General features: G+C 71.9%; 18 protein-coding genes. 5 read left to right on the top strand and 13 right to left on the bottom strand.

Going from position 1 to position 24,029, the window contains the following annotated elements; all coding sequences use genetic code 11:
* Nucleotides 1-208: 208 nt before the first annotated feature.
* The 5 genes from dnaB to rpsF form a co-directional block, all read right to left on the bottom strand.
* Nucleotides 209-1,582 (bottom strand): replicative DNA helicase, encoded by a 1,374-nt coding sequence (gene dnaB, locus IEX37_RS15535; RefSeq protein WP_229663323.1) that lies wholly within the window; start codon nucleotides 1,580-1,582, stop codon nucleotides 209-211.
* Between the two features lie 495 nt (nucleotides 1,583-2,077).
* Nucleotides 2,078-2,533, bottom strand: a complete 456-nt coding sequence (rplI, locus tag IEX37_RS15530) for a 50S ribosomal protein L9 (RefSeq protein WP_188757285.1) — start codon at nucleotides 2,531-2,533, stop codon at nucleotides 2,078-2,080.
* A gap of 9 nt (nucleotides 2,534-2,542) precedes the next feature.
* Nucleotides 2,543-2,797 (bottom strand): 30S ribosomal protein S18, encoded by a 255-nt coding sequence (gene rpsR, locus IEX37_RS15525; RefSeq protein ID WP_087053732.1) that lies wholly within the window; start codon nucleotides 2,795-2,797, stop codon nucleotides 2,543-2,545.
* Between the two features lie 82 nt (nucleotides 2,798-2,879).
* The gene (locus tag IEX37_RS15520; protein ID WP_188757284.1) at nucleotides 2,880-3,392 is read right to left on the bottom strand and encodes a single-stranded DNA-binding protein; all 513 of its coding nucleotides are present in this window, start codon (nucleotides 3,390-3,392) and stop codon (nucleotides 2,880-2,882) included.
* Nucleotides 3,393-3,397: 5 nt separating this feature from the next.
* A complete protein-coding gene (rpsF, locus tag IEX37_RS15515) occupies nucleotides 3,398-3,760 on the bottom strand; it encodes a 30S ribosomal protein S6 (RefSeq protein ID WP_188757283.1) in 363 nt (120 codons plus the stop codon).
* Between the two features lie 184 nt (nucleotides 3,761-3,944).
* Here rpsF and IEX37_RS15510 point away from each other — a divergent pair, with 184 nt between their 5' ends.
* Nucleotides 3,945-4,913 carry a hypothetical protein gene (locus IEX37_RS15510; RefSeq protein ID WP_188757282.1) on the top strand — a complete coding sequence of 323 codons (969 nt, stop codon included), beginning with the start codon at nucleotides 3,945-3,947 and terminating at the stop codon, nucleotides 4,911-4,913.
* A gap of 6 nt (nucleotides 4,914-4,919) precedes the next feature.
* On the opposite strand, the gene IEX37_RS15505 is transcribed toward IEX37_RS15510, so the two are convergent.
* From IEX37_RS15505 to IEX37_RS15490, 4 genes are read right to left on the bottom strand one after another with little or no spacing between them, the layout of a single operon-like run.
* Entirely contained in the window at nucleotides 4,920-5,570 is a 651-nt protein-coding gene (locus IEX37_RS15505) for a biliverdin-producing heme oxygenase (protein WP_188757281.1), read from the bottom strand.
* 53 nt (nucleotides 5,571-5,623) lie between these two features.
* Nucleotides 5,624-5,929, bottom strand: coding sequence for a DUF2470 domain-containing protein (locus tag IEX37_RS15500; protein WP_188757280.1), 306 nt, complete (start codon nucleotides 5,927-5,929; stop codon nucleotides 5,624-5,626).
* Nucleotides 5,926-6,939, bottom strand: coding sequence for a DUF916 domain-containing protein (locus IEX37_RS15495; protein WP_188757279.1), 1,014 nt, complete (start codon nucleotides 6,937-6,939; stop codon nucleotides 5,926-5,928). The genes IEX37_RS15500 and IEX37_RS15495 overlap by 4 nt, the downstream gene beginning before the upstream one ends.
* A 24-nt stretch (nucleotides 6,940-6,963) precedes the next feature.
* A complete protein-coding gene (locus IEX37_RS15490) occupies nucleotides 6,964-8,640 on the bottom strand; it encodes an HtaA domain-containing protein (protein WP_188757278.1) in 1,677 nt (558 codons plus the stop codon).
* 182 nt (nucleotides 8,641-8,822) lie between these two features.
* Between IEX37_RS15490 and IEX37_RS15485 the strand changes: the two genes are divergently transcribed.
* Genes IEX37_RS15485 through IEX37_RS15475 form a run of 3 tightly spaced genes read left to right on the top strand, consistent with a single transcriptional unit; the run spans nucleotide 8,823 to nucleotide 12,390 of the window.
* Nucleotides 8,823-9,926: a heme/hemin ABC transporter substrate-binding protein gene (locus IEX37_RS15485; protein ID WP_229663322.1), complete on the top strand. Its 1,104-nt coding sequence runs from the start codon at nucleotides 8,823-8,825 to the stop codon at nucleotides 9,924-9,926.
* Entirely contained in the window at nucleotides 9,923-11,146 is a 1,224-nt protein-coding gene (locus IEX37_RS15480; RefSeq protein WP_188757277.1) for a hypothetical protein, read from the top strand. Before IEX37_RS15485 ends, IEX37_RS15480 begins: the two co-directional genes overlap by 4 nt.
* Nucleotides 11,143-12,390, top strand: a complete 1,248-nt coding sequence (locus IEX37_RS15475; protein ID WP_188757276.1) for a hypothetical protein — start codon at nucleotides 11,143-11,145, stop codon at nucleotides 12,388-12,390. The genes IEX37_RS15480 and IEX37_RS15475 overlap by 4 nt, the downstream gene beginning before the upstream one ends.
* A gap of 75 nt (nucleotides 12,391-12,465) precedes the next feature.
* Here IEX37_RS15475 and IEX37_RS15470 read toward each other — a convergent pair whose 3' ends face one another.
* On the bottom strand, nucleotides 12,466-13,245 hold the full coding sequence (locus IEX37_RS15470; protein WP_188757275.1) for a heme ABC transporter ATP-binding protein: 780 nt from the start codon (nucleotides 13,243-13,245) through the stop codon (nucleotides 12,466-12,468).
* On the bottom strand, nucleotides 13,242-14,333 hold the full coding sequence (locus IEX37_RS15465) for a FecCD family ABC transporter permease (RefSeq protein ID WP_188757274.1): 1,092 nt from the start codon (nucleotides 14,331-14,333) through the stop codon (nucleotides 13,242-13,244). Before IEX37_RS15465 ends, IEX37_RS15470 begins: the two co-directional genes overlap by 4 nt.
* 171 nt (nucleotides 14,334-14,504) lie before the next feature.
* Here IEX37_RS15465 and IEX37_RS15460 point away from each other — a divergent pair, with 171 nt between their 5' ends.
* Complete coding sequence (locus tag IEX37_RS15460; RefSeq protein ID WP_229663321.1) at nucleotides 14,505-15,704, top strand: hypothetical protein; 1,200 nt, start codon at nucleotides 14,505-14,507, stop codon at nucleotides 15,702-15,704.
* 63 nt (nucleotides 15,705-15,767) lie between these two features.
* Here the strand turns inward: IEX37_RS15460 and IEX37_RS15455 are convergent, their stop codons facing one another.
* Both IEX37_RS15455 and IEX37_RS15450 read right to left on the bottom strand, forming a co-directional pair.
* Entirely contained in the window at nucleotides 15,768-16,868 is a 1,101-nt protein-coding gene (locus IEX37_RS15455; RefSeq protein WP_188757273.1) for an NAD(P)-dependent alcohol dehydrogenase, read from the bottom strand.
* Between the two features lie 183 nt (nucleotides 16,869-17,051).
* Complete coding sequence (locus IEX37_RS15450; RefSeq protein ID WP_188757272.1) at nucleotides 17,052-23,486, bottom strand: lamin tail domain-containing protein; 6,435 nt, start codon at nucleotides 23,484-23,486, stop codon at nucleotides 17,052-17,054.
* Nucleotides 23,487-24,029 lie beyond the last annotated feature (543 nt).

The following is a 24,029-nucleotide window of genomic DNA, read 5'->3' as shown; positions in this document are numbered from 1 at the left end:
ACGTCGACCTCGGGTTCCGCCACCTCGTGTTCCACGACCCCGGCCACGACCAGGAGACCTTCCTCCGCCTCTACGGCGAGCACGTACTGCCCCGCCTCCGCGAGCGCTTCCGTTGAACCACGACCCCCGCACCACACCAACCTGGGCCGTCGTGGTCGCGGTCACATAGCACCGTTCGTCCTGCATCCGGCGAGCACATCGCGGCCGACTACGCGAAATCGCCGCCGGGCGCCATGTCCGCGAAGCGGGAGAAGTGGCCCTGGAACGCGACCTCGATGGTCGCCGTGGGGCCGTTGCGGTGCTTGGCGACGATGAGGTCCGCCTCGCCGGGGCGCGTGTCCTTGTCGTAGACCGAGTCGCGGTGCAGCAGGATCACCATGTCGGCGTCCTGCTCGATCGAGCCGGACTCGCGCAGGTCGCTCACCTGGGGCCTCTTGTCGGTGCGCTGCTCGGGCCCTCGGTTCAGCTGCGACAGCGCGATCACGGGCACCTGCAGCTCCTTCGCCAGGAGCTTCAGGGCGCGGGAGAACTCGCTGACCTCCTGCTGACGCGACTCGACGCGCTTGCCGCTCGTCATCAGCTGCAGGTAGTCGATGATCACCATCTTCAGGCCGGCGCGCTGCTTGAGCCGGCGGCACTTGGCGCGGATCTCGACCAGCGTCATGTTGGGGCTGTCGTCGATGAACAGGGGCGCCTCGTGGATCCGTCCGCGCGTCTGGGCCACCGTGGTCCAGTCCCGCGAGTCGAGCGTCCCCTTGCGCAGGTTCTGGAGCGGGATCGCGCCCTCCGCGCTGAGCAGGCGCATCGCGATCTCGGCCTTGCCCATCTCGAGCGAGAAGAAGACCGCGGGCATGTTGTGCTTGATCGCCGCGGCGCGCGCGAAGTCGAGCGCGAGCGTCGACTTTCCCATCGCGGGACGGGCGGCGACGACGATCATCTGACCGCCGTGCAGGCCGTTGGTCAGCTCATCGAGCTCGGCGAAACCCGTCGGCACGCCCGTCATGCTGCCGTCGCGGCCGCTGGCGGCGTCGATCTCCTCCATCGCCGCGTCGACCGCGACGCTGAGGGGCACGTAGTCCTCGGTCTTCTCGTTGCCCGTGACGTTGTAGATCTCCGCCTGCGCGCTGTTGACGAGCTCGACGGCCTCGCCCTCCCCCGCGTACCCCATCTGCACGATGCGGGTGCCGGCGTCCACGAGGCGCCGCAGAAGGGCCCGCTCGGCGACGATGCCCGCGTAGTAGCCGGCGTTCGCCGCCGTCGGCACGATCGAGGTCAGCGAGTGGAGGTAATCCGCCCCTCCCGCGCGCTGCAGGTCGCCCGACTTGATGAGCTCGTCGGTGACCGCGACGACGTCCGTCGGCTCGCCGTGCGAGTACAGCGACAGGATCGCGTCGAAGATGAGCTCGTGCTTCGGGATGTAGAAGTCGGACCCGCGCAGCGACTCGATGACATCCGCCACCGCGTCCTTCGACAGCAGCATCCCGCCCAGTGCGCTCTGCTCGGCCAGCAGGTCGTGGGGCGGGGTGCGCTCGGGCTCCCTCAGCCCTCCGAGGCGCTCGGCGGAGATGTCGGCGATCGACAAGGGGTGACTCCTTCCTCGCAGGCCCTGGACGGGACGCTGCCGCGTGTGGGGTTGGGGCTTCCGACTCGTCGGTGGGGCGGCTGTAACGAGGAGAGCATCAGGCTCCGACATCCGCTCGATCACGCTAGGTGCGCGGTTCTCCCCACGCAAACGACCCTGTGGATAACTCTGTGGAGGAGTTGCAGAAAACGCCGTCGGCAGTGTGGAAACAGTCTGTGGAGAACAGGCGCGGGACCCGTGAGGGCAAGAAATTTTTTCCTTGCTGACCTGCGAGTTGTCGTTCCCACACCCTGTGGACGACGTTGTGGTTAAACACGTGCTTGAAGGTTGTGTCGACACGCCGCGGATGTGCACAACCTGGGGATCGACACGCCGCTCGCACCGATATCCCGAGGACGTGCACACGCGGCTGCGGCACCTCCTCGAAGAGCGCGGACACGCGACAGCGGCGCGGGATCTCGAAGATCCCGCGCCACTGTCCGGCGTCCGTGCGGACTACTTCTTGAGCGCGACCACCTGGAGGGTGATGACCGCCGTGACGTCGTCGTGCAGGCGCACGACGGCCTCGTGGTCGCCCACCGTCTTGATCGGGGTGGGGATCGTGATCTTGCGCTTGTCCAACTCGCCCAGGCCGGCCTCGGACACCGCGGCAGCGATGTCGGCCGGCTTGACCGAACCGAAGAGGCGGCCCTCGGCGCCAGCCTTGACGGTCAGCTTGACCCGGGAGCCCTCGAGGGTGTCCTTCAGGGCGACGGCCTCGTCGTGCGTGGCGATCGCGCGAGCCTCGCGCGCGGCACGGATCGACGCGACCTGCTTCTCGCCGCCGCGCGTCCAGGCCACGGCGAAGCCCTGGGGGATGAGGTAGTTGCGGGCGTACCCGTCCTTGACCTCGACCACGTCGCCGGCGCTGCCCAGGCCGTCGACCTCGTTCGTGAGAATCAGCTTCGACATGGGTGCTCCTTAGCGGCCAGCGCCGGAGTAGGGCAGGAGCGCCATCTCGCGCGCGTTCTTGATCGCCTTGGCGATCAGACGCTGCTCCTGCACCGAGACACCGGTGATACGACGGGCACGGATCTTGCCGCGCTCCGAGATGAACTTGCGGAGGGTCGCGACGTCCTTGTAGTCAATGACGCCGACCCGGATCGACTTCGCGGGGGCGGCGTTCTTCGCGCCCTTCCGCGGCTTGCGGCGGTCGCCGCTCGACTTTCCAGCCATGTTGGGTCCTTAGATAAAAGTTGCAATTAGCGGGGTCTCGACTCGGCCCTGCGGGCCTCGCTCAACCTTGATCCCTCACGGATCAGAACGGGGTGTCGTCTCCGAACGACCCCGGGGTGCTCCATGCGTCGCCGCCGCCCTGGGAGCCGGGCGTCGCCCAGGGCTCCTCCGAGACCTGCTGCTGCGGGCGCTGCTGCCCGCCGCCGAACTGGCCGCCTCCGCCGCCGCTCGAGGCGGCGCGGGTGACCTGGGCGGTGGCGTAGCGCAGCGACGGCCCGATCTCATCGATCTCGAGCTCGATCGTGGTGCGCTTCTCGCCCTCGCGCGTCTCGTAGGAGCGCTGACGCAGACGGCCCTGCGCGATGACGCGCATGCCCTTCGTCAGCGATCCGGCGACGTGCTCGGCGAAGTCGCGCCACACGCTGGCACGCAGGAACAGGGCCTCGCCGTCCTTCCACTCGCCCGACGCGCGGTCGAACGTGCGCGGGGTCGAGGCGATCGTGAAGTTCGCCACCGGCAGCCCGTTCTGCGTGTATCGCAGCTCGGGGTCGGCGGTGAGGTTCCCCACGACGGTGATGACGGTCTCGCCGGCCATGGGACTTAGGCCTTCGCCGCCGTCTTGCGAGCGGCACGCGCCTCGGCGCGCTTCGCCTCGGAAGCGACCATCGCGATGGCCTCCTCGGCGCGCAGCACCTTGGTGCGCATGAACTGCTCGTTCAGGCTCAGCTGACGGTCGAGCTCCTGGGTGGCCTCGCTCGTCGCGGTGAAGTTCACGACGGCGTAGATGCCCTCGTTCTTCTTCTGGATCTCGTACGCGAGACGGCGCTTGCCCCAGATGTCGACGTTGTCGATCGATCCACCGGCTTCGGTGATGACCGTCAGGAACTTGTCGAGAATCGTGGGAACCTGGCGCTCGTCGATCTCCGGCTGCAGAATGGCCATGAGCTCGTACTGGTGCGTCACTTACCCACCTCCTTCGGACTAGATCGGCTGCCGGGCATTTCCCGACAGCAGGAGGGTGTGTTGCACGCGTCCGGGCAGGTGCAGACAGGGCTGCGCCCCGGACAACCGGATCAGTCTACCGGATGCGCTGCCCGCCCGCGATGCCGGATCCAGGGCGGGGGCGGGCACGGCCTAGGGTGATCGCATGGAGTGGACAGCCGACGTCGCCGCGGGCGACTGGATCCGTGACCGCATCGACCCGGCGTCGCGCACGATCCGCGCCGTCGTTCCCGCGGGCTTCGAGGCCTACGCCCGCATCTTCCACCCGCCCTTCCGCGACCGTCCCGTCGGGCGCGCGTGGCCGGAGGCCGGCGACCGGGCCGCATGGGACGCGTTCGAGGGCGTCGAGATCGACGGCGAGCTGACGACCTGGGCGACCGCGGCCCACGCGTTCGGCACCCGGATGCACCCGCTCGCACAGTGGCAGACGCTGATCCCCGCGGACGCGCCCCGGCGCGGCGGCGATCCCGGCGACCCGTGCGACGCCGACGGTTGGCGCTACGGGGCGCCGGCGACGGGGCGGCTCGAGCCGGAGCTCCTCGCCGCCGCGGCGCGGCACCTGGTCGCCCACACGTCGACCCCGGACGCCGGTTTCGCGGCGCTGTGGGAGGGCTGGGGCGGCGTGCTGGGCGGGATGACGGAAGGCACGGCTCGCGCGGCCCTGGCGTTCGCGTCCGACGGCCTCGATCCGCACGTCGCCGAGCGGCATCGCGAGATGCTCGGCCGCAGCGTGCGCGACCGGTTCAACCGCGTGTTCCGAAAACCCACGTGGCAGCCGGGCGTGCTGTCCGACGAGATCTCCCGCGGTCCGCGCCTCGAGCTGCCCGGCCGCGGGCACGTCCTGTTCCGCGCCGCCCCGGCGGAGTTCGCGCGCCCCGACTGGCAGGACCTGGCGCCGTGGATCGAGCCGGGCGGCGCTTCCGACGAGTCACCCAGCCTGATCTGGCCGGAGGACCGCTCGTGGCTGCTCGCGACCGAGGTGGATCACGACTCCACGATCGTTGCGGGCACCACGGAGCTGGTCCGCGACCTCTGCGCCGATCCGCATCTGGAGGCGCACGCCATCCCCTCGGACGCCGACCTCACGGCGCGGGGCGACGCCGCAGGCCGCTGACGAGGATCAGGCGATGGCCTCGTCGCACGCCCGGGCGAGGTCCTCGAAGACGCGCGTGTTGAAGTCGTACGCGACGAGCACCTCGGCGATCACGCGCTCCTTCTCCTCGTCGTCCCACGGCGCGGAGTCGAGCTGCTCGCGGTAGACGTCCTTGAAGGCGGCCGGGTCGGCGATGTCGTTGAACACGTAGAAGCCGGAGCCGTTCGTCTCGAAGCCGAACTGCCGCTTCACGATCTTGCCGATGTGCAGCCCGCCGGACAGGTCGCCGAGGTAGCGCGTGTAGTGGTGGGCGACGAAGCCGCCTGGCCAGGTCCTGCCCACCTGCGCGATGCGGGCGACGTACTCGGCGGTCGCGGGGAGGGGCGCGATCCGCTCGCGCCAGTCCGGGCCGATGAGGAACTCGAGGTCGGCCTCCAGCGCGGGCAGCCGCGTGAGCCGGTCGCTGATGAAGCGCGCGGCGATCGGATCGTGCCGCATCCGCTCCGCGGCGCTTTCGAGCGCCTGGTAGATGAAGTAGTGCTGCGCGACGAGCGAGACGTAGTCGTCCCGGGATCGCTCGCCCTTCAGCAGCGCCGACATGAAGCCGGCGCTCTCGCTGGAGGAATGCGCGGCCCGGGTGCGCTCGCGCAGCGCCGCGGAGAGGGGGATGACGGTCACGGGATCTCCTGGGGTCGGGTACCGGTCGAGGCGCCGCTCGGGTGGGGCGCCGGTCAGTGGGGTCGAGGCGTCACGCCGAGTCGCTCGCACGCCTGGTCGTAGAGGGCGACGATCTCGCGCCGCACCGAGGCGCGATCGGCGATGGGGCCGCCGGGCCACGGAACGCGGACGTGCTGCTGCGCGTCGTCCGCCGTGGAGACCCGCCAGTCGCCGCCCTCGCCGTCGAAGCCGGTCATCTCGGCCGACGTCGCGTCGACGCCGGCGAAGGCGCGCACGATGAGCAGGTTGTCCGCGGCGTGATCGGTGTTCATGTGGCGCAGGACCGCGGCGACCACGTCGGCGGGGAAGGCGGAGGTCATGAGGGAAGGCTATCCTTATCCGCGGTCGCGGCGCCATCCTCGAGCGCGACCTCGGTTCGCCGTCGCCGAATCCACAGCAGCACACCGGCTGCGATTGCGCACGCGATCAGGAGCACCGCCAGCAGCGACCACGGCACCGCCACCGCGGAGAACTCCAGGCTCACCGGCGCGAGGGCCCCCGCCCCGAGCCCCACTCCCTCGACCGCGAGCGCGACGTCGCCTCCCACCCATCCCAGGGAGATCGCCGGCACCTCGCGCACGAGCTCGACCGTCGAGCCCGGCAGGATCTCGGGCAGCGGCTCCGCGTCGGACGTCGCCCGCAGCAGACCCGCCACGGTGTGCACCGCGAGCGCCTCGGTTCCCGCGATGCGCGTGTTCCCGGTGTTCTCGACGCGGTAGACGACCCGGACCACCACCGGCTCCAGCGGATTGAGGGTGGGGACGGCATCGACCGAGACGATCGTGGCCGCCGCGTCGGGGACGAGCTCACCGGCGACGCGCACCGTGATGCGCGTGCCCAGCCGGCGATCGACCTCGAGCGGCTGCTCGGCGTCCTGCGTCGTGAGCGAGGTCACGATCGCCGCGCTGTGATCTCCCGGCCGGGCGCCCTCCGGCACCGCGATCGTGAAGGCGACGCTCGCCTCCTGGCCCGGCTGCAGCGCGAGGTGGTCGACATCCGGGGAGACCCACGCGCCGGCGCCGGTCGAGGGCGTGCCGGCGGGGAGGATGTCGATGTTGCCGGTCGGCGTCGTGAAGGCGTCGGCGGCGTACACCTCCAGCGGCAGCTCGATCGTGCCGGTGTTGCGGACGATCATCGTGTCGGAGATCACGTCGCCGGGCTGGGCCGCGTAGGAGAAGTTCGCGCGGCCTTCGCCGTTGTCGTCGCCGGTCTGGACGGACCAGGCGGCGCCGTCGGGCGCGGCGCCGGCCGCCGCGGCGGCCGAAACGGGAACGAGCAGGCTCGCGAGCAGGACGAGGGCGGCGGCTCGCAGACGGGTGCGGGGTGTCATGGGCTCTCACGCGGTCGCGTTCGATCAGTGCAGCGCGGTGATCGTGAGCTTGGCGGTGTAGTCGCCCGCCGGGGTGGTCCCGGGGATGACGAGCTGCAGGTCCGCGCCCAGTCGGGCGCTCGCCGCGGCGTTCGACTGCGCGAGCACGCTCGATGCGCCGAGGCCGGTGCCACCGAGTGTCGTGGACGTCACATCTGCGCCCTTGGTCACGCTCGCACCGCCCTCCACGAGCTTGGGCGTCCACCCGAGGTGCCCGCCCCCGAACGAGTTCGAGCCGGAGGCGAAGTCGCCGACCTGCCCCGAGATGCTCCAGCTGTAGCCGCCCGACCCGCCGGCGCGCGTGTCGGTCACGACGATCTCCGTGAGCGCACCGGTCGCGACGAAGTTCGCGCCCTGCACCGCGGCGGTCCCGAGGCTCGCGGGGGCCTGCGAGGCGAAGGCCCACCCGAAGGATCCGGTCTCGGGCTCCTCGGGCTCGCCGGTGCCGCCCGGCACGGTCACGTTGATATCGGTCGCGTCTCCGAAGGCGAGGGGCGTCGCCGTCTCGAACGGCGCGTGCACGACACCGCCGGCCGCGTAGGTGTAGACGCCGTAGGTGCCGCCGGTCTCGGCGGTGAAGCCGCCGAGCGCCTCGGCCACCGAGAGCTCCAGCTCGAAGCTGCCGTCGGGGTTCAGGAGCACGAGCTGGTTCGCCACGCTCGGGAAGTTCGTCGAGATGCTCTCGTAGCTCTCCTGCGGGACGACCCACTTCACGGCGGTGCCGTTCGGCCCGTTCAGGCGGTTGCCGGAGGGCGCGCCCTCGGACGGCTGCCACGGGTCGGCGTACTTGCCGAACGCGACGTAGAAGCCCGCGGGGATCCCCGCCACGGGCGGCCGCGTGCCCAGCACGCTGTCCGTGAAGCCGGAGCCGGTGACGGTGACCGTGTCGCCCTCGGGGTTCAGACCGGAGGTCTTCGACACGGCGACGGAGGCCGGCGTCCCGGGCCCCGGATCGGCGACCGTCGTGCTCAGCGTGAAGTCGTCCAGCGCAGAGCCCTCCTGCAGGAAGTCCTGGAGCGCCGCGGCGCCGGCCGCGGTCAGCGTGACACCGGAGCCGGAGACCGTGAGGCGATCGCCGTCGAGGTCGACGTCCACCGAGGCGACCTCGCCGATGACGATGTCGTCGCCGCCGTGGATCCCCTCGGGGTAACCGGCGTCGTTCGGCTCGATCTCGATCGCGAGGTCGCCCACGAGCTGGGCGACGCCATCGCTGATCTTCACCGCGACGTCCTTGACCGTCGCCGTGAAATAGTGCGAGGGGAAGTGGTAGACGGCGCCGCCCGCGGTCTGGACGGTCAGGTTGTCCGGGTCCGTCACCGAGCCCGCGGAGACCGGCAGGATGTAGGGCAGCGTCTCGTTCGGGTTCGAGGGCGCGTTTGCGATCGCCGGCCGGCCGTTCGGATCGAACTGCGCGGGCTCGATGAGGGTGATGCGCTGCCCGTGGGGGACCGCGCCGATGGGCGGCAGGGCCGCCGTCTGGTTTCCGACGTACTGCCGGAAGTTCTGGCGGAAGCCCCACAGGAGCTCGCCGCCCTCCACCTCCTGCTCGGCGGCGGTCGCCGGGGCCGCAGCGCCGAGCACGGCGGCGCCCGCGAAGAGCGCGCCGGTCAGCACGGTCGCCAGCGCCCGTCTCAGCGTCCTCGGTCGGGAAGGGTTGTCCATGTCGATCCTCCTTGAGATCCGTTCGGTCTTCGCCCTCGTCCCGGACACAAGCCGACCGGCCGCTCGATTTCGCGGGCCCGAACGCCCCGGGGTTAGGCGATGCTAACCTAAGCACACTCGGCGAAGATATGGCAAGGTAAGCCTTACCTCAGTGTTTCGCGCCCCTCCCCCGAAGGAGATCCATGCCCGCCTCAGCCCGACGCCGGACGCGTATGGTCGCCGCCACCGCCGTCCTGCTGATGTTCGCGCTCACCGGCTGCGAGGCCCTCCTGTCGCACGCAGACGCGGGAAGAGCGGTGACGCCGCCCCTGGCCGAGGTCACGCCGCTCGACGATCCGCGCGCCTGGCAGGGCCCCTCCACCGCGGTCGCGGCTCCGGCGTCGGCCGATCCGGTCACCGACGGCGAGCAGCGCCTGCCGGTCACTCTCGTCGACACGCAGGGCACCGAGGTCACCGTCACCGATGCCGACCGCATCCTGGCGCTGGACATCTACGGCTCCCTCTCCCGGATCGTCTACGAGCTGGGCCTGGGCGATCAGCTCGTCGGCCGCGACATCTCGAGCACCTTCCCCGAGATCGCCGACCTCCCGCTGGTCACCCAGAACGGACACGACCTCAACGCCGAGGCGATGCTCGAACTGCACCCGACCGTGATCCTCACCGACACGAGCCTCGGTCCGTGGGACACCATCCTGCAGATGCGGGAGGTCGGCATCCCGGTCGTCATCGTCGAGCCGAAGCGGACGATCGAGTCCATCGGGTCTCTCATCGGCGAGGTCGCGGAAGCGCTCGGGGTGCCGCAGCGCGGCGAGATCCTCTCCCAGCGGGTCACCGGCGAGGTCGCCGCGAAGATCGCCCAGATCTCCGAGATCGCGCCCGCGGATCCCGCGGACCGGCTGCGGATGATGTTCCTCTACGTGCGCGGACAGTCCGGCGTCTACTACCTGTTCGGCGAGGAGTCCGGCGCCGACACCCTCATCGAGGCGCTCGGCGGCAACGACATCGCCGGGGAGATCGGATGGACGGGGATGCGCCCCGTGACGGCGGAGGCCCTGGCGGCCGCCGATCCCGAGCTGATCCTGATGATGACCAAGGGGCTCGAGTCCGTCGGCGGCGTCGAGGGCCTGGTGGACCACATCCCGGCCATCGCGCAGACCACCGCCGGACGCAACCAGCGCATCGTCGACATGTCCGACTCCACGATCCTGAGCTTCGGCCCGGACACCGCGTCCGTGCTGGACGCGCTCGCCGTGGCCATCTACGCACCCGAGGAGGCCGGCCGATGAAGCCGCTCGCCCGCGCCGCGCTCGCGCTCACCGCCCTCGCGGCCCTGTCCGTCCCCGCGTTCGTCGCCGCCCCGCCCGCGCATGCCGCGGCCGGGGTGAGCGTGGTCGGCCCGTCCGGCGGCGCCACGGCCGACCCCGACTACGCGACCGAGGTCACCGTGAGCGGGTCGGGCTTCCAGTCGATCCCGAAAGGCTTCGGCGGCGTGTATGTGCTGTTCGGGTGGGCCGGCGACGGCTGGCGCCCCAGCCAGGGCGGCATCACGGGCGAGCACTACCGCTACGTGCCCGACACGGAGGCGCTCGACAACAACGGCTTCCAACGCTTCGTCGCCTTCCCCGGCAGCGACACGGCCGGCGCGGCGCACGCCATCATGGCGGAGGACGGCAGCTGGTCGGTGTCGATGGTCATCCCGGGCGCGACGTTCCAGAGCCGCGACCGGAACGGGAACGTCTCGGAGGTGGACTGCCGCGAGGTGACCTGCGGCATCATCACGATCGGCGCGCACGGCGTGAAGAACGCCAACAACGAGACCTTCACGCCGATCCGCTTCGCCGCTCCGTCCGGGGGCGGCGCGGCGCCGGCCGCCGGCGACGCACCCGCCGGGGATGACGAGGGCACCGCGGCGGTGATCGGCGATGCCCGCTTGGGGCTGGCGAAGCCCGCCGTGCGCGCGGGCACCTCGATCGTCTTCACGGGCCAGGGCTTCCAGCCCGGCGAGCAGGTCGTCGCCGCGCTCGACGACGGCGTCACCGCGATCGGTCCGCTGACGGTCGGCACCCATGGGGACGTGGCGGGCGCGCTGCCCGTGCCCGGCGACTCGCGGAACGGCACCCACGTGATCAGCCTGACGGGCGCGTCCTCGGGGCTCGTCGCCCAGTCGGAGGTCACGGTGGAGGGCGGGACGGCGCTGGCGGCCGCGCCCGACGAGCCGGCCGAGGCCCCGCGGTGGCTGATCGTGGCGATGCTCGCGGCGATCGCGGCCTCGGCGATCCTCGTGATCGCCAGCGCGATCACCTCGATCCGGCGCGCCGCCGCCCGCAGGAAGGCGAAGCGGCAGGCGGCCGGGCCCGCAGAGCCCGCCCCGGCGGCGCCGACGGCTCCGGCGCATCCGGCGGCTCTCGCGGCTCCGTCGGCTCCGTCGGCTCCGGTCGCGGCAGTGGACGCGCACCGCGACGCCGCCGCGACGGAGGTCCTCACGCCGGCGGGAGGCCCGCGATGAGGCGGAACCGGCTCGTCGCCGCGCTCGCGCTGGCGCTGGGCCTGCTCGTTCCCGGCACCGCCGCCGTCGCGAACGGTCCCGAGGACATCACGGTGACCATCCCGGAGGCGCCCCGCGGGCCCGGGCCCTCCGGCGACGGCGTGATCGAGAACGCGCAGCTGCGCTGGGGGATCAACGACGAGTCCGGCAGCGCCGCGTTCGCCGGCGGCTGCAACTTCCTCAGCGCGGGCCGGGCCGGCGACGCCGGCGGCGCCCGGGTGTGGACCGAGGCCGACGGCCTCTACCGCTCCTCCGACGGAGCGGTGCGCATCCAGAAGCCCACCTCCGCCGGCACATGGACCGCCGCGACCTGGCAGAACAGGTGCCTGGATCCCTCGGGCCGGGTGGTGTCGCTGAACAGCCGCGACAGCGTCAGCGGCAACCAGGTCGTGATCGAGGGCGGAACCGGCCGTCTGACCCCCGAGGGCCTGCGCATCGCGTGGCGAGGCTCGTTCACCGTGGTGTTCTACGGCGGCATGACGTACTGGAGCGCGAGCGATCCGGTGCTCACGCTCGACGCGCGCGGCGACGGCCGGCTCACGGCGACCGCGAACGGCTACGGCGCCTCGATGGACGACCTCACGAAGTGGGATCGGCTCCCCGAGCGCGAGATCGTCCTCGCGGAGATCCGCGGGAACCGTGTCGTGACGCAGGAGCGCGGGCTCGTCGCCACGCCCGAGTATCGCGGGGTCACCGTGTCGCTCCCCGACGGCTACTCGCAGCTGCGCCAGGGAGCCGACTGGGGGTCGTTCCCGCAGTCCTTCGTCGACTACCAGGTCCTCACCGGCCAGGCCGCGTACTGGTACTCCTCGGGCGGCGTGCGCGACCCGGCCAAGCCCGCGACCGACCTCTACGTCAGCTACGACGCCGGCGCGGCGATCGACGTCCCGCCTCCCGCGAGCGCGGGCGGCGGCTCGACCGACGACGCGCCCGTCAACCCCACGACCCGCCGGCCCACCGCCGGCGGCGGCAGCGGTGCAGCGGCAGCCGCGCCCCCGGCCGTCGAGGCCGCCGCGGAGTTCTTCTCCGGCCTCCCGCTGATGTTCCAGCCGGGGCGGGAGGGGCTCGTCCCCGACGGGTTCGCGCGGGCGATCCCTCCCGTGGTCGCTCCCCTGCTCGGCACCGCGCTGGCGCTGCTGATCGGGATCGTGGCGGTGCTGAACATGATGGGGGCGCTGCCCTGGCAGAGGCCCGGGTCCCGCTGAGCTGCTGAGCCGCTGATGCTGAGCCGCGCGGGTCCCGGCGGCAGGCGGATCAGGGCCTCGACCGGCCCCTCCGGCTCAGCGCTTCCTCGGCACGATGAGGGGGACGCCCGTGAGCGGGTGGGGGAAGACGTCGACCGGCTGGTCGTAGACGTCCTCGATCCGGGCCGCCGTGAGCACCTCGTCCGGCGTCCCCGTCGCGACGATGCGCCCGGCGGACAGCAGTGTGACCCGGTCGGCGGAGGACAGCGCGGCGTTCAGGTCGTGCAGCACGATCGCGACCGCCGCGCCCCGCGCCGCGTGCTCGCGCGCGAGGGCGAGCACATCCTCCTGGTGCTTCAGATCCAGCGCGGCGGTCGGTTCGTCCAGGAACAGGATGTCCGTGCCCTGGGCCAGCACGCGCGCCAGGGCGGCGCGGGAGCGCTCGCCGCCGGACAGCGACGGCATCGTACGGTCGGCGTGCGCGACGATGTCGGTGTCCGCCAGGGCCCGGGCGATGGCGTCGTCGTCCTCCGCCTCCCGCGGCGTGCGCGCCCAGGGTGTCCGCCCCATCTCGACGACCTGGCGCACGGTGAACGGGAAGCTCACGGCGTTGTGCTGCAGCAGCACGGCGCGCAGGCGCGCGAGCTCCTTCGGGGAATGGTCGCCGAGCGGCCGGCCGTCCAGACGCACGGTGCCGGACGTGGGCACCGTGTCGCCGGCGAGCACCCCGAAGAGCGTCGACTTGCCCGCCCCGTTCGGGCCGACCAGGGCGTGCACCTCGCCGGCGTGGATCTCCACGGCCGCGTCCTCGAGGATGGCGCGGCGCGCGCCGTCGGGCACGACCGTCACGCCGTGGGCGGCGATCCGCACGGTCATCCCCAGCCCCCCGCCCTGCGTCGGGTGCGCACGAGCAGCCAGAGGAAGAACGGCCCGCCCACGAGCGAGGTGAGCATGCCGATCGGCAGGTCGGCCATCGGCACGGCCGTGCGGGCGATGAGATCGGCCGCCGCGAGCAGCACGGCGCCGCCCAGGGCGCTGGCGATCATCAGCGGACGGTGCGCCGGGCCGATCGCCATCCGCATGAGGTGCGGCACGACGAGGCCGACGAAGGCGATGATCCCGGCGAAGGCGACGGCGGCGCAGACCAGCAACGCGACGACGACGATCACCACCACGCGCAGCAGCTCGACCCGCACGCCCAGGTGACGCGCCGTGCGCTCGCCGAGGGCGAAGAGGTCGAGCCGCGGCGCCACGGCGAATGCGACGATCAGGCCGGCGACGACGAGCGGCGCGACGACCAGGATCTGCCGCCACAGCGCGCCGTTCAGGCTCCCGAGCTGCCAGAACACGATCTGCTCGCGGGTCGCGGCGGTCCCCAGGAAGGTCATGAACGCCAGGCCCGCTCCGGCGATCGCGTTCACCGCGATCCCCGTCAGCAGGAGCGTGACCACCTCGGTGCGTCCGCCGGAGCGGCTGATCGCGTACACCGCGAAGACCGCGGCGAGGCCGCCCGCGAAGGCCGCGACGGGCGTGGTCCACAGCCCCAGCGTCGCGGCACCGAACGTGATGCTCGCGGCCGCTCCGAGTGCGGCGCCCGCGGAGACGCCGACGACGCCGGCCTCCGCGAGGGGGTTGCCGAAGATCGCCTGCATGAGCGTGCCGGCGGCCGCGAGCGCCGCACCCACCAGCAGCCCCAGCACGATGCGCGGCAGGCGGATGTCGAGCACGACCCCCGTGGCGATCGCGACCTGGGGATCCCAGGGCGTCGCGATCCCGACGCGCGACAGCAGGATCCCGATGACCTCCGCCGGCTCGAGCGAGTACTGGCCCACGCCGAGTGAGACGACGACGGTGACGGCGAGCGCGACGACGAGCGCGACGGTCAGCACGGCGAAGCGCGGCACGTGCGTCTCGGCGCGCTGGGCGGGAGCGGTCACGCGCGTCGCGGTCGTGTGGAGGGGCATGGGCGTCGGTCATCCGTCGGGGGCGGGTGCGCGGGGGCGCCCCCTTAGGTTAGCCGATCCTAATCTTCGGAGCGGACGGGGCCGAGTCGCGGTTCCCGGCCCGGGCTTGGTGGGGACGCCTGCCCCTGCGCTCGCCTCCTCCCGCGGCGGGGAGGGCGGTAGCGTGGCGGCGTGACCACCCCAGCGCACGATCCCCGATCCAGCGCCCCGGGCGGCCTCGTCGGGCCGCCCGCGCGCACCGCGCCGTTCGACGCGCGTCCCTTGACGGAGCCGGTCGACCGGGCGGAGGCGAAGCGGCTGCACGAGGAGCTCAAGCGGCGGTATCCGGCGGCGCGGCCCCACACGGCGACGATCGTCGTGTTCGCCCTGGTGGGCGGGGTGTTCCTGCTGGTGGGCGTTCCGATCGTCATCACGATGATCAGCGTGGCGTCCTCGATGGCGCGCAGCGGCTTCGGTTTCGGAGCCGTCACCCTCCTGCCCGGGCTGTTCGTCGTGGCGGCCATCGTGTTCATCATCGCGCGGCAGTTCGGCGGCGCGAACAAGGAACGCCGCTACCGGCTCCATCGTTTCGCGCAGGCCAACGCCATGACCTACCTCCCCGTGCTCAACGCGCCGAAGCTGCCCGGGATGATCTTCCGCCTCGGATCGCAGCGCCGCGCGACCGACCTGCTGCGCGGCGAGCGCCCGCGCTTCGTGGAGTTCGCCAACTACCGGTACACGACGGGATCCGGCAAGGACAGCAAGACCCATACCTGGGGGTACGTCGCGATCCACCTCGACACGCCCCTGCCGCACATCGTGCTCGACGCGCGCGGCAACAACAGCCTCTTCGGCTCGAATCTGCCCGCGACGTTCGACCGCGGGCAGCGCCTGAGCCTCGAGGGCGACTTCGACCGTCACTTCACGCTGTACTGCCCGCAGGGGTACGAGCGCGACGCGCTCTACCTGTTCACGCCGGACATCATGGCGCGCTTCATGGACAACGCCGGCCAGCTGGACGTCGAGATCGTCGACGACTGGCTGTTCCTGTACACGAAGCGGCAGGTCTCCACCACGGATCCCGCGACGTGGGCATGGCTGTTCTCCGTGGTCTCGGCGCTCATGGACAAGCTCGCGCAGTGGGGGCGGTGGCGCGACGAGCGGCTCGCGGCCGCGGCGGGAGCCGTGGGGGCGCATTCGCCCGCCGAGGGCGGCGCGGCGGGGCTGCCGGTCCAGAATCCCGCGCTCGTACGGCCTCCCAAGGGCGTCGCCCGGCCCGGTCAGCGACTCCAGCGCGGGGTCTCGTGGGGAAGCGTGATCGCCATCGGGATGGCCGTGCTCTTCTGGCTGCTGCAGGTGTTCGGCAGCGGCTTCGATCTGCTGGGGCGCTGACCTCCGCCGGCAGGGCCCGGCGAGCGGATCCCGTGCCGGGCGGCTCCGGACCTGCGCGATGGTTCAGAACACGACGACGGGCTTGAGCACGTCACCGGACTCGGAGTCGGCGAACGCCGTGTCGATGTCGGTGAACGGATACGTCTTCACCAGCCGGTCGAACGGGAAGTGTCCCGCGCGGTACATCGCGATCAGCTCGGGGATGAACAGCTGCGGCACGGCATCGCCCTCGACGATCCAGGTGACCCGGATGCCGCGCGAGAGCGCGGTCGGCAGGTCGATGACGCCCTCGCTGCCGGCGGCCGACGCGCCCAGCGCGCCCGCGTGACCGGCGACCGCGAGCGCGTCGATCATCTGACGGAACACCCGCGCGTTCCCGGTCGTGTCGAGCGCGGTCTGGACTCCCCCGCCCGTGATCTCCTGGATCCGCGCGACGGCGTCCTCCCGGGCGCCGTTGACGACGTGCGTGGCGCCGAGCTCGGTGGCCAGCTCGAGCCGGCTGTCGACGACGTCGACCGCGATGATCGTGCCGACACGGCCCGCGACCGCGGCGAGCAGGGCCGACAGGCCCACGGCGCCCGCGCCGAACACGACGAAGCTGCCTCCCGGCGCGGGGCGCAGCACGTTGATCACGGATCCGGCCCCGGTCTGGATGCCGCAGCCGAGCGGGCCGGCGAGCTCGAGCGGGAAGTCCTCGGGGATCTTCACGACGCTGCGCACCGAGGCGTTCACGACCTCCGCGAAGGACGACTGGCCGAAGAAGTGCGAGCCGACGCGTGAGCCGTCGGAGTCGGTGAACGCGCTCGAGCCGTCAGGGCGTCCGCCCGCGAAGTTGTGCGCGTAGATCTCGAGGCAGTAGGCGGGGTGACCCGACAGGCACGAGCGGCACGTGCCGCAGCTGTTGACGCTGAGCACGACGTGGTCGCCGGGCTGCAGGTGAGTCACGGCGGAGCCGACCCTCTCGACGATCCCCGCGCCCTCGTGACCCAGCACGATCGGCATGGTGGTGGGGATCCATCCGTCGCGCAGGACCGCGTCGGTGTGGCACACGCCCGTGGCCGCCATCCGCACCTGCACCTCGTTCGCGCGCGGCTCGTCGAGCACGAGCTCGCGGATCCTCAACGGCTCACCGACCGCGTCGACGACTGCTGCCTTCACGTTCATCCCGGACCTCCTCGTTCCCGCGGCGCCCCCGCGCCTGCCCGGACTCTACGCCGCGCGCGGATCCGACGCCACGGCTTGCGCACCCCGCGGCCACCGGTCAGGGCATCCGCTCGAAGGCCGGTGCGCCCCACGAGCGCGGGGGTCGCTCGTGGGGCGCACCGGGGTTCTTCGGAGGCGCGTGCGTCAGGCAGCGGTGGCGCGCCGGCGCGCCGCCAGGAGCACCGCTCCGGCGAGGAGCAGCGCAAGGGCCGCCAGGGCGGGAGCCCACGGGTCCTGCGTGCCCGTGGCCGGCAGCGCCCGCCGGTCGGAGACGGTCAGCTCGGCCCATCCGATGACGGTGCCGTCGGCAGCCGTCACCACGAGGCGGTGCGCCCCGGCGGGAACGTCCGCCGGCAAGCGGAAGGCGAGGGATCCGTCGGCGCCCACGGTCGCCGCACCGAGCGCGATCGGGTCGGAGAAGAGCCAGCCGTGCACCGTCTGTCCTGCGAACGAGGCGTCGATCAGCGCGGAGACCAGTCCGCCCGCGGCCACCGTGCCCGAGCCGACGAGCCGCAGGGAGCCGCGGTTGTCCTCGTTCAGGTCGTTCGCCGACGGGGCGACCGGCTCGTCCGGGTCACCGGCATCCGGGCCGGGCTGGCCGGGTGCACCGGGTTCACCCGGCTGGCCGGGCGCTCCGGGCTGGCCGGGCTGGCCGGGCGCTCCGGGCTGGCCGGGCTGGCCGGGCTCGCCAGGCTGGCCGGGCTCGCCAGGCTGGCCGGGCTCGCCGGGCTCACCGGGCTCACCGGGCTGGCCGGGCGCTCCGGGCTCTCCCGGTTCTCCGGGCTCCCCCGGCTCTCCCGGCTCTCCGGGCTCTCCCGGCTCACCGGTCCCGGGCGCCTCGACGACCGTGAGGGTGCTCACCGCGGAGAAGTGCGATCCGCCGAAGGGGCCCGTCGTCGCGACGTACCAGCCGTGACGTCCCACGCCGGCGTCCTCCCACGTCACCGACACGGTGGAGCCGCTGGCCACGCCCGTGAGCGCACCGATCTCGCGCGTGGTGAGCACCTCGGCCCGGAACGAGTCGGTCGCGAGGGTCTTCGTCTGGGGAGCGAGTCCGGCGACTGCGTAGGAGAGATCGAACTCCTGCATCCCCGGCGGGTCGTTGAGCGAGGGCTCGTCCGAGTTGAAGTCCTGCAGCGACGGCGAGTACGTCCGCACCATGATGCGGCCCGCCCCGTCGTCCCCGCCCGCGTTGTCGAAGTGCAGCAGGCGCAGGTAGCCCTGGCCGCCCTCCACGAGCGCCTGGTAGTTGAACAGCATCGACGTGACCGTGCGGTCGGCGATGCCGTCGCCGTCGTCGTCGAACTCGTCGAAGCGCGTGTAGGCGTCGTGGTAGTGACCGGAGCCCAGCGCGAACACGTTCGGGTTGGTCGCCACGACCTCGTTGAACACCCGCAGCGCGAAGGGCCCGAGACCACCCGTCGTGAGCATGTACTCGTGCAGGTTGATCCACACCTTGCGCTCGGGGTACTGGCGGATCACCGAGTTCATCCACGCGATGTCCTCGGAGTTCGCCGCGTCGTTGTTCGAGTCGGGCCAGCCCATGTAGAGCATCAGGAAGTCGATGCCGCCCGCCGAGATCAGGTCGTAGTGGCCGCGGTTGTTCTTGTAGGAGCCGCCGTACCAGGGGTTCTGGTTGTAGCGGTGCTCCCCGAAGTGCTGGCCGTACTCGGTGTAGTCGGCGGCGGCGCCGTCGACGTCGTGGTTGCCGGCGAGCAGCCCGTACGGGAAGCCGGCGCGGTCGAGCATGCCGTAGGCCTCGTCGGCGTTCCGCCACTGGTGCGGCTGCTTCGACACGTTGACGATGTCGCCCGTGTGCATCAGGTACTGCAGGTTGAGGTTGTCGCGCTCCCGCAGCACGAAGTCGTGGATGTTCAGCTGGTGCGGGTAGTACGCCTCGGTCTCGTTGTAGTACTGCGTGTCCGACTCCCACGCGAACGTGAAGTCGTACTGGTCACGCGGCGTGGCCTCCGGGTGGAAGGGCGTCACGACGCTCTCCCGCGTGCTGCGCGGCTCGCCCGCGAAGCCCTCCGAGTGCTGCACGAGGAACGTCGCCGTGCCGTCGACGGCGTGTCCGGCGGCCGGCACGAGCGCCTCGAGCGTGAACTCGGTCGCCGCGCCCTCGGTGGTGAGGTGCTGGTCGGCCTTCGCCCACCCGCCGTCGGCGGTCAGGGCATACAGCGTCACGCGCGCACCGGCGTTCGCCGAGCCGGACCAGGTCGCGCGCACCAGCGCGTCCTCGCCGGCGTCCGCCGGGACGGCGACCTTGAACAGCTGGTACGGCAGCGCGGTGTCCGACGAGACCTCGACCTCCACGCCGTCGGTGCCGACGAGGTCCGCCAGCTGCTCCTCCGTGAGCGCGACGGCGCCCTCGCGCGCGGTGTCATTCGACGCGCTCACGGTGCCGCTGCTGACCTCGATCTCGGCGTCGGTCGGCACGAACGCGTACCCCTCGCGGAACGACACGTCGAGCGTGTCGCCCTCGGGCGAGTCGACGGTCGCGCTCAGCTCGACCGATCCGGCCGTCGCCTCTCCGCCGTCGGCCGGGCCGACCGGCACGGCGCCGGGCCGCTCGTTGGCCACGCGGAACGCGATGTCGTGCGTCGCCTCGTTCCCCACGGCGTCGACCGCGCGCAGGGCCAGGATGTGCTCGCCCGGCGTCAGTTCCAGCGACGACACGGTGTGCGGCAGCGGGATGTGCCGCCCGTCGAGCGTGGCCGTGAGCGCAGCCAGTCCCGAGCCGGCGTCGTTCGCCTGCGCGTCGATCGTGAACTCGCCGCGGTAGGTGGCCCCGTCCTCGATGGTCGTCGTCACCTCGGGAGCGGTGTTGTCGACGCGCACCGTGCGGACGGCCTGCGCCTCGCCGTCGTTCGCGGCGACGGTGTGCTCGCCGTCCGCGACGGCCGTCGTGTCCCAGACGGTCGCGACCGAGTCGAACGCGTCATCCGGGATCGTGAAGGTGAGGCGCAGCGAGACCAGACCGGTGTCGCTGAACCCGACGCGCGTGGCGCCGTCGGCGGGGCACGTGTACGGCGCGGGCTCGGTCTCGCCGCCCCCGGCCTCCCGCGTGGTCGCGCAGTTCGTCGGGCGCAGCACTCGGCCGTCCGGCAGCGCGAGGCGGAAGTTCATGGCCGAGAAGTCGTCGTTGTTCTCGTTGACGTCCGCCTCGGGCCACGCCTTCGTGCCGGCGGTGATGGTGAGCGTCAGCGGCTCCCCCTTGCGCACCCGGTCGACGGGCACGGTCGCGTCGACCGTCTCGATGCGCGAGTAGAAGCCCTCGTCGAAGATCCGCAGGATCTCGTCGCCGAGCTTGACGCCGTTGCGGAAGAACGCGTCGGTGGCCGTCGCCTCGAACGCGAAGACGGGCGACGTCTCGAGCGACGGAACGGTGTCGGTCACCGGCTCGCCGTCGATGGACAGCACGAGCGCCTCGGGATCGCCCGCCGTCGTCGCCGCGATGCGCGCGGCGCCGCCCACGTACTCGCCGTCGCTCACGCTCAGCCGGACCGGGTCGCGGTCGCCCTCGACGAGCGGGACCCGGACGGGGCCGAACTCGGAGGTCTGGGCGCCGTCGCTCGCGGTGACCGAGTACTCGATCCAGCGCTTCCCGAACAGGTCTGCGGCCGGGATCGAGTACGTGTACAGGTCGTCGCCGGAGACCGTCAGGTTGCGGTACTCGGTCGCGCCGAGGTTGTCCGTCAGCGCGAGCCGGACCGTGCGCACGAGGACGTCGTCCGTCACACGGAAGGCCAGGTCGAAGGACGGGTCGTCCGACGGGTGCGCCGCCTCGCTGCGATCCTCGATCGCGGGACGCTCGCCGGCCGCCGGGGCGGGGACGAGGCCCGAGGGCACCTGCGCGGACGAGACCGATCCGGGGCTGGGCGCGGCGAGCCCGAGCATGGTCTGCACGGTGCCGTCCGCGGGATCCGGGCTCCACATGTGGCCGCCCGGCGCGGGGTTCCACGCGTACTGGATGCCGGTCGTGGGTGTGGTCTGGTCGTCCGTGAAGTAGTAGGCGCGGCTGATGTCGTGGCCCGTGTTGGTCTGCACCTGGATGCCCCGCGAACCGCCGTTGGCCATGCCGCCGTTGAACATCTCGACGATGCTCTCGCCGAGCACGAGGTCGGTGCCGAACTCGCGGTTGAAGTCCGCGACGGTCAGCCCAGCCTGGACGCCCGCGGGGTTCTTGACCCACAGCACGAGCGTCTTGCCCGGCTGGATGACGACATCCGTGGGCGCCGACGGCCACAGCACGGCGGAGTTGGTGACGGGACCGCTACGCGCGTTGTCCGTGTAGAGGTAGTTGAGCGTGTAGTCGCCCCAGTTCACGGGGGCGTCCGAGGCGTTGTAGACCTCGACGAACTCGTACCCGTCCGAGCCGTTCACGTTCGCGGTGTCGGGCGCGAGCTCCGTGATCTGCAGGATGGGCGCGGAGGTGAGCTCGGGATCCGTCGTGCGCTCGAGCGCGCTCGTGACCTGCTCGATCGTGATCGCACCGGGTGTGGGGGCGATCGCGTCGGCGTGCGTGTACTCGACCAGGCGCGCGTCGGCGCTGCCGACGACATCCGGGACCGCGAACTGCGCGTTCCAGGGCGTGCTGCCGTTACCGTCGTCGGCGGGCACCCACGCGCGCGTGATCGTGCCGCTCGCGTCGGTCAGGCTGAACCCGCGGTTGCCGGCGTTGGCGAAGCCCGCCTGGTTGCCGAAGCGGAAGACCGGGACGCTCTCGTCGATGTCGTAGAACGAGCGGAAGTCGGCCTTGCTGAGGCTGCGCCGGACGTCGCCCTCCCCGTAGTTCATCCAGAACAGCACGATGCCGCCGGCGGGGATCACCGCCGGAGCGTCGCCCTCGCCCTCGAGGTGGATGAGCGGCTGGACGGTGCCCGCGTTCCACTGCGACGTGTGATAGCGGATCGCGATGCCCGCGGCGTCGAGGTCGATCGGCTGGTCGGTCGTGTTGGCGACCTCGAGGTACTCGAAGTGGTCGGTGCCGACGTTGTCGCCGTTGATCTCGGTGATGACCAGCGGCGAGATGGCGCTCGCGTTCCCGTCGCTGCCGCGGACGCCCTCCGGCTCCGGCTCGGGCTCGGGCTCCGGCGTCGGCCGCACGAGCTGTGCGGGGTCGACGACGCCCGGCGTGGGCTCGCCGGCCACGTGCTCGCTCAGCAGCGCCCCCGTCGCAGGCAGGAAGAAGTGGTCCGAGAGGCCGCGGTTGGCGACCGGGCGGTCGTAGTGGGCCTCGGAGACGATCGTGGACCGGGTGCTGTCGAAGATGCGCAGCTGGCGGGCCCCGGAGTTCGCGAAGCCGGCCTGGCCGATCGCGTGGTACAGCGGGTAGGTCGAGGCCGCGTCGCCGTAGTGCGCGCGGAAGTCCTCCTCCGCCAGCTCCCACTGGTCCACGAACGTGCCGGCGGCCTGCGTGCCCACGGCGTAGCGCAGCCAGAACACGGCGGTGCCCCCGGCCGGGATGACGGTCTCGCTCAGCGCCGTCGCGGTGCCGGGCTCGACGATCGTCAGCCACGCCGAGTTGTAGTACCGGAGCTGGTAGTCGGCCAGGTCGATGTCGGCATCCGTCGTGTTGTGGATCTCGAAGTACTCGAAGTAGTCCTGGTCCCCGGCCGTCCCGGCGTTGTCCTGCATCATCTCGGTGATGACGAGCGGCGGGGCCGGCTCCCCGTCGACGGGGCTGCCGGGCTCTTCCGTGCCGGGCTCCTCAGTGCCGGGCTCCTCGGGCTGCGGGGTCTCCGGCGTCTCGGGCTCGGGGCTCTCCGGGGTCTCGGGCTCGGGGCTCTCCGGTGTCTCGGGCTCGGGCGTCTCGGGCTCGGGCGTGGTGACGGCGAGCTGCTCGGGCGTGACCGTGCCGGGCGTGGGCGCGGAGTCCGACAGGAAGGTCGCGGCTCCCGCGGCGATCGCGAAGTGCGCCGAGAGGCCCGCCGCGCCGGAACGCGGAGGAACGTGCGCGGACGCGAGGACGGTGGAGCCGTCGGTCAGCGAGAACGTCCGGTCGCCGCCGTTGGCGATCCCGTTCTGCCCCTCGACCCGGAAGATCGGAGCGGTGCCGTCGATGCCGTAGAACGCGCGGAACTGCTCCTCGGTCAGGGCGTAGGTGTCGACGAACGACGTGCCGCTGCCGGACGCGGCGTAGTCCAGCCAGAAGATGGCGGATCCCCCGGCCGGGATGGTCGCGTCGAGCGGACCGGCGGGCGCGTTGGGCTCGGTGCCGTTGCTGAGCGCGAACCGGAAGGCGACGGCCGGGACCGATCCGGTCGCGTACCCCACGCCGAGGCCGCGCTCGGCGAGATTGATGTCGGCATCCGTCGTGTTGGTGATCTCGAAGAACTCGAAGACGTCGGACGAGTTCCGCGTGCCCGTCGTGCCGGTCGGCACGGGGCTGCTCGCGTTGGGCGTCCCGTCGGTCGACGCGTTGTCCGGGTGGACCTCGGAGATGAACAGCCCGAGCTCGGACTCGGACGTGACCTGCGTCACCGCCTGGGCGGTCGCGGGAACCGTGCCGACGCTCTGAAACGCAAGCACCGAGGCGACGATGATCGAAGTGAACGCGCGGCCAACCGATCGCATCTGCTCTCCTGAAGTAAGGGGACGACCTTCCGAGGCTGGCAGCGCGGGGAACTCCCAGATGAACGACAGTGAGCCCGCGCGTTAACCACGGCGGAAGATCGGTTTACGGGGTCCGGGGGGCTCGGGGTGCGCGGGGGCTTGGGTGCGCGGGGGCTTGGGTGCGCGGGGACTGGCGCGGCCTGCTCGACCGCCGCCACGCCCTCGGAGATATGCACGTTTGCGGAGCGCGTGCGGGCCTGCCGCTCCGAAGCGGTGAACTTCTCCGAGACGGTGGCGACTTAGTTCAACTGATTCACGCGGGGATCATCCCCGTGCATGCAGGGGCACGCGTGCCCCGAACCACGGGGGGCGCACCCGACCCGGGTCATCCCGCGGATGCGGGGAGCACGGCGGGTATCAGGTCTGGATTCCAGCACGACGGGGGATCATCCCCGCGCATGCGGGGAGCACTGGGGCGCTCAAGTGGCGTCCCGCATAGTGGTGTAACCGCTCGGTGGCCGGCCCCGTTGTGAACGTGGGCGCGGTCACCGTGTGATCCTTCGA

Source organism: Microbacterium album, from assembly GCF_014643695.1.
Classification (GTDB): domain Bacteria; phylum Actinomycetota; class Actinomycetes; order Actinomycetales; family Microbacteriaceae; genus Microbacterium; species Microbacterium album.
The sequence above is the reverse complement of the archived record's forward strand: the minus strand, read 5'-3'. Positions and strand labels throughout refer to the sequence as shown.

Coding starts and splice junctions, on each gene's coding strand:
- rplI (WP_188757285.1), bottom strand. CDS start 2,533: ATGTCGAAGCTGATTCTCACGAACGAGGTCGACGGCCTGGGCAGCGCC.
- rpsR (WP_087053732.1), bottom strand. CDS start 2,797: ATGGCTGGAAAGTCGAGCGGCGACCGCCGCAAGCCGCGGAAGGGCGCG.
- IEX37_RS15520 (WP_188757284.1), bottom strand. CDS start 3,392: ATGGCCGGCGAGACCGTCATCACCGTCGTGGGGAACCTCACCGCCGAC.
- IEX37_RS15510 (WP_188757282.1), top strand. CDS start 3,945: ATGGAGTGGACAGCCGACGTCGCCGCGGGCGACTGGATCCGTGACCGC.
- IEX37_RS15500 (WP_188757280.1), bottom strand. CDS start 5,929: ATGACCTCCGCCTTCCCCGCCGACGTGGTCGCCGCGGTCCTGCGCCAC.
- IEX37_RS15495 (WP_188757279.1), bottom strand. CDS start 6,939: ATGACACCCCGCACCCGTCTGCGAGCCGCCGCCCTCGTCCTGCTCGCG.
- IEX37_RS15490 (WP_188757278.1), bottom strand. CDS start 8,640: ATGGACAACCCTTCCCGACCGAGGACGCTGAGACGGGCGCTGGCGACC.
- IEX37_RS15485 (WP_229663322.1), top strand. CDS start 8,823: ATGCCCGCCTCAGCCCGACGCCGGACGCGTATGGTCGCCGCCACCGCC.
- IEX37_RS15480 (WP_188757277.1), top strand. CDS start 9,923: ATGAAGCCGCTCGCCCGCGCCGCGCTCGCGCTCACCGCCCTCGCGGCC.
- IEX37_RS15475 (WP_188757276.1), top strand. CDS start 11,143: ATGAGGCGGAACCGGCTCGTCGCCGCGCTCGCGCTGGCGCTGGGCCTG.
- IEX37_RS15470 (WP_188757275.1), bottom strand. CDS start 13,245: ATGACCGTGCGGATCGCCGCCCACGGCGTGACGGTCGTGCCCGACGGC.
- IEX37_RS15465 (WP_188757274.1), bottom strand. CDS start 14,333: ATGCCCCTCCACACGACCGCGACGCGCGTGACCGCTCCCGCCCAGCGC.
- IEX37_RS15455 (WP_188757273.1), bottom strand. CDS start 16,868: ATGAACGTGAAGGCAGCAGTCGTCGACGCGGTCGGTGAGCCGTTGAGG.
- IEX37_RS15450 (WP_188757272.1), bottom strand. CDS start 23,486: ATGCGATCGGTTGGCCGCGCGTTCACTTCGATCATCGTCGCCTCGGTG.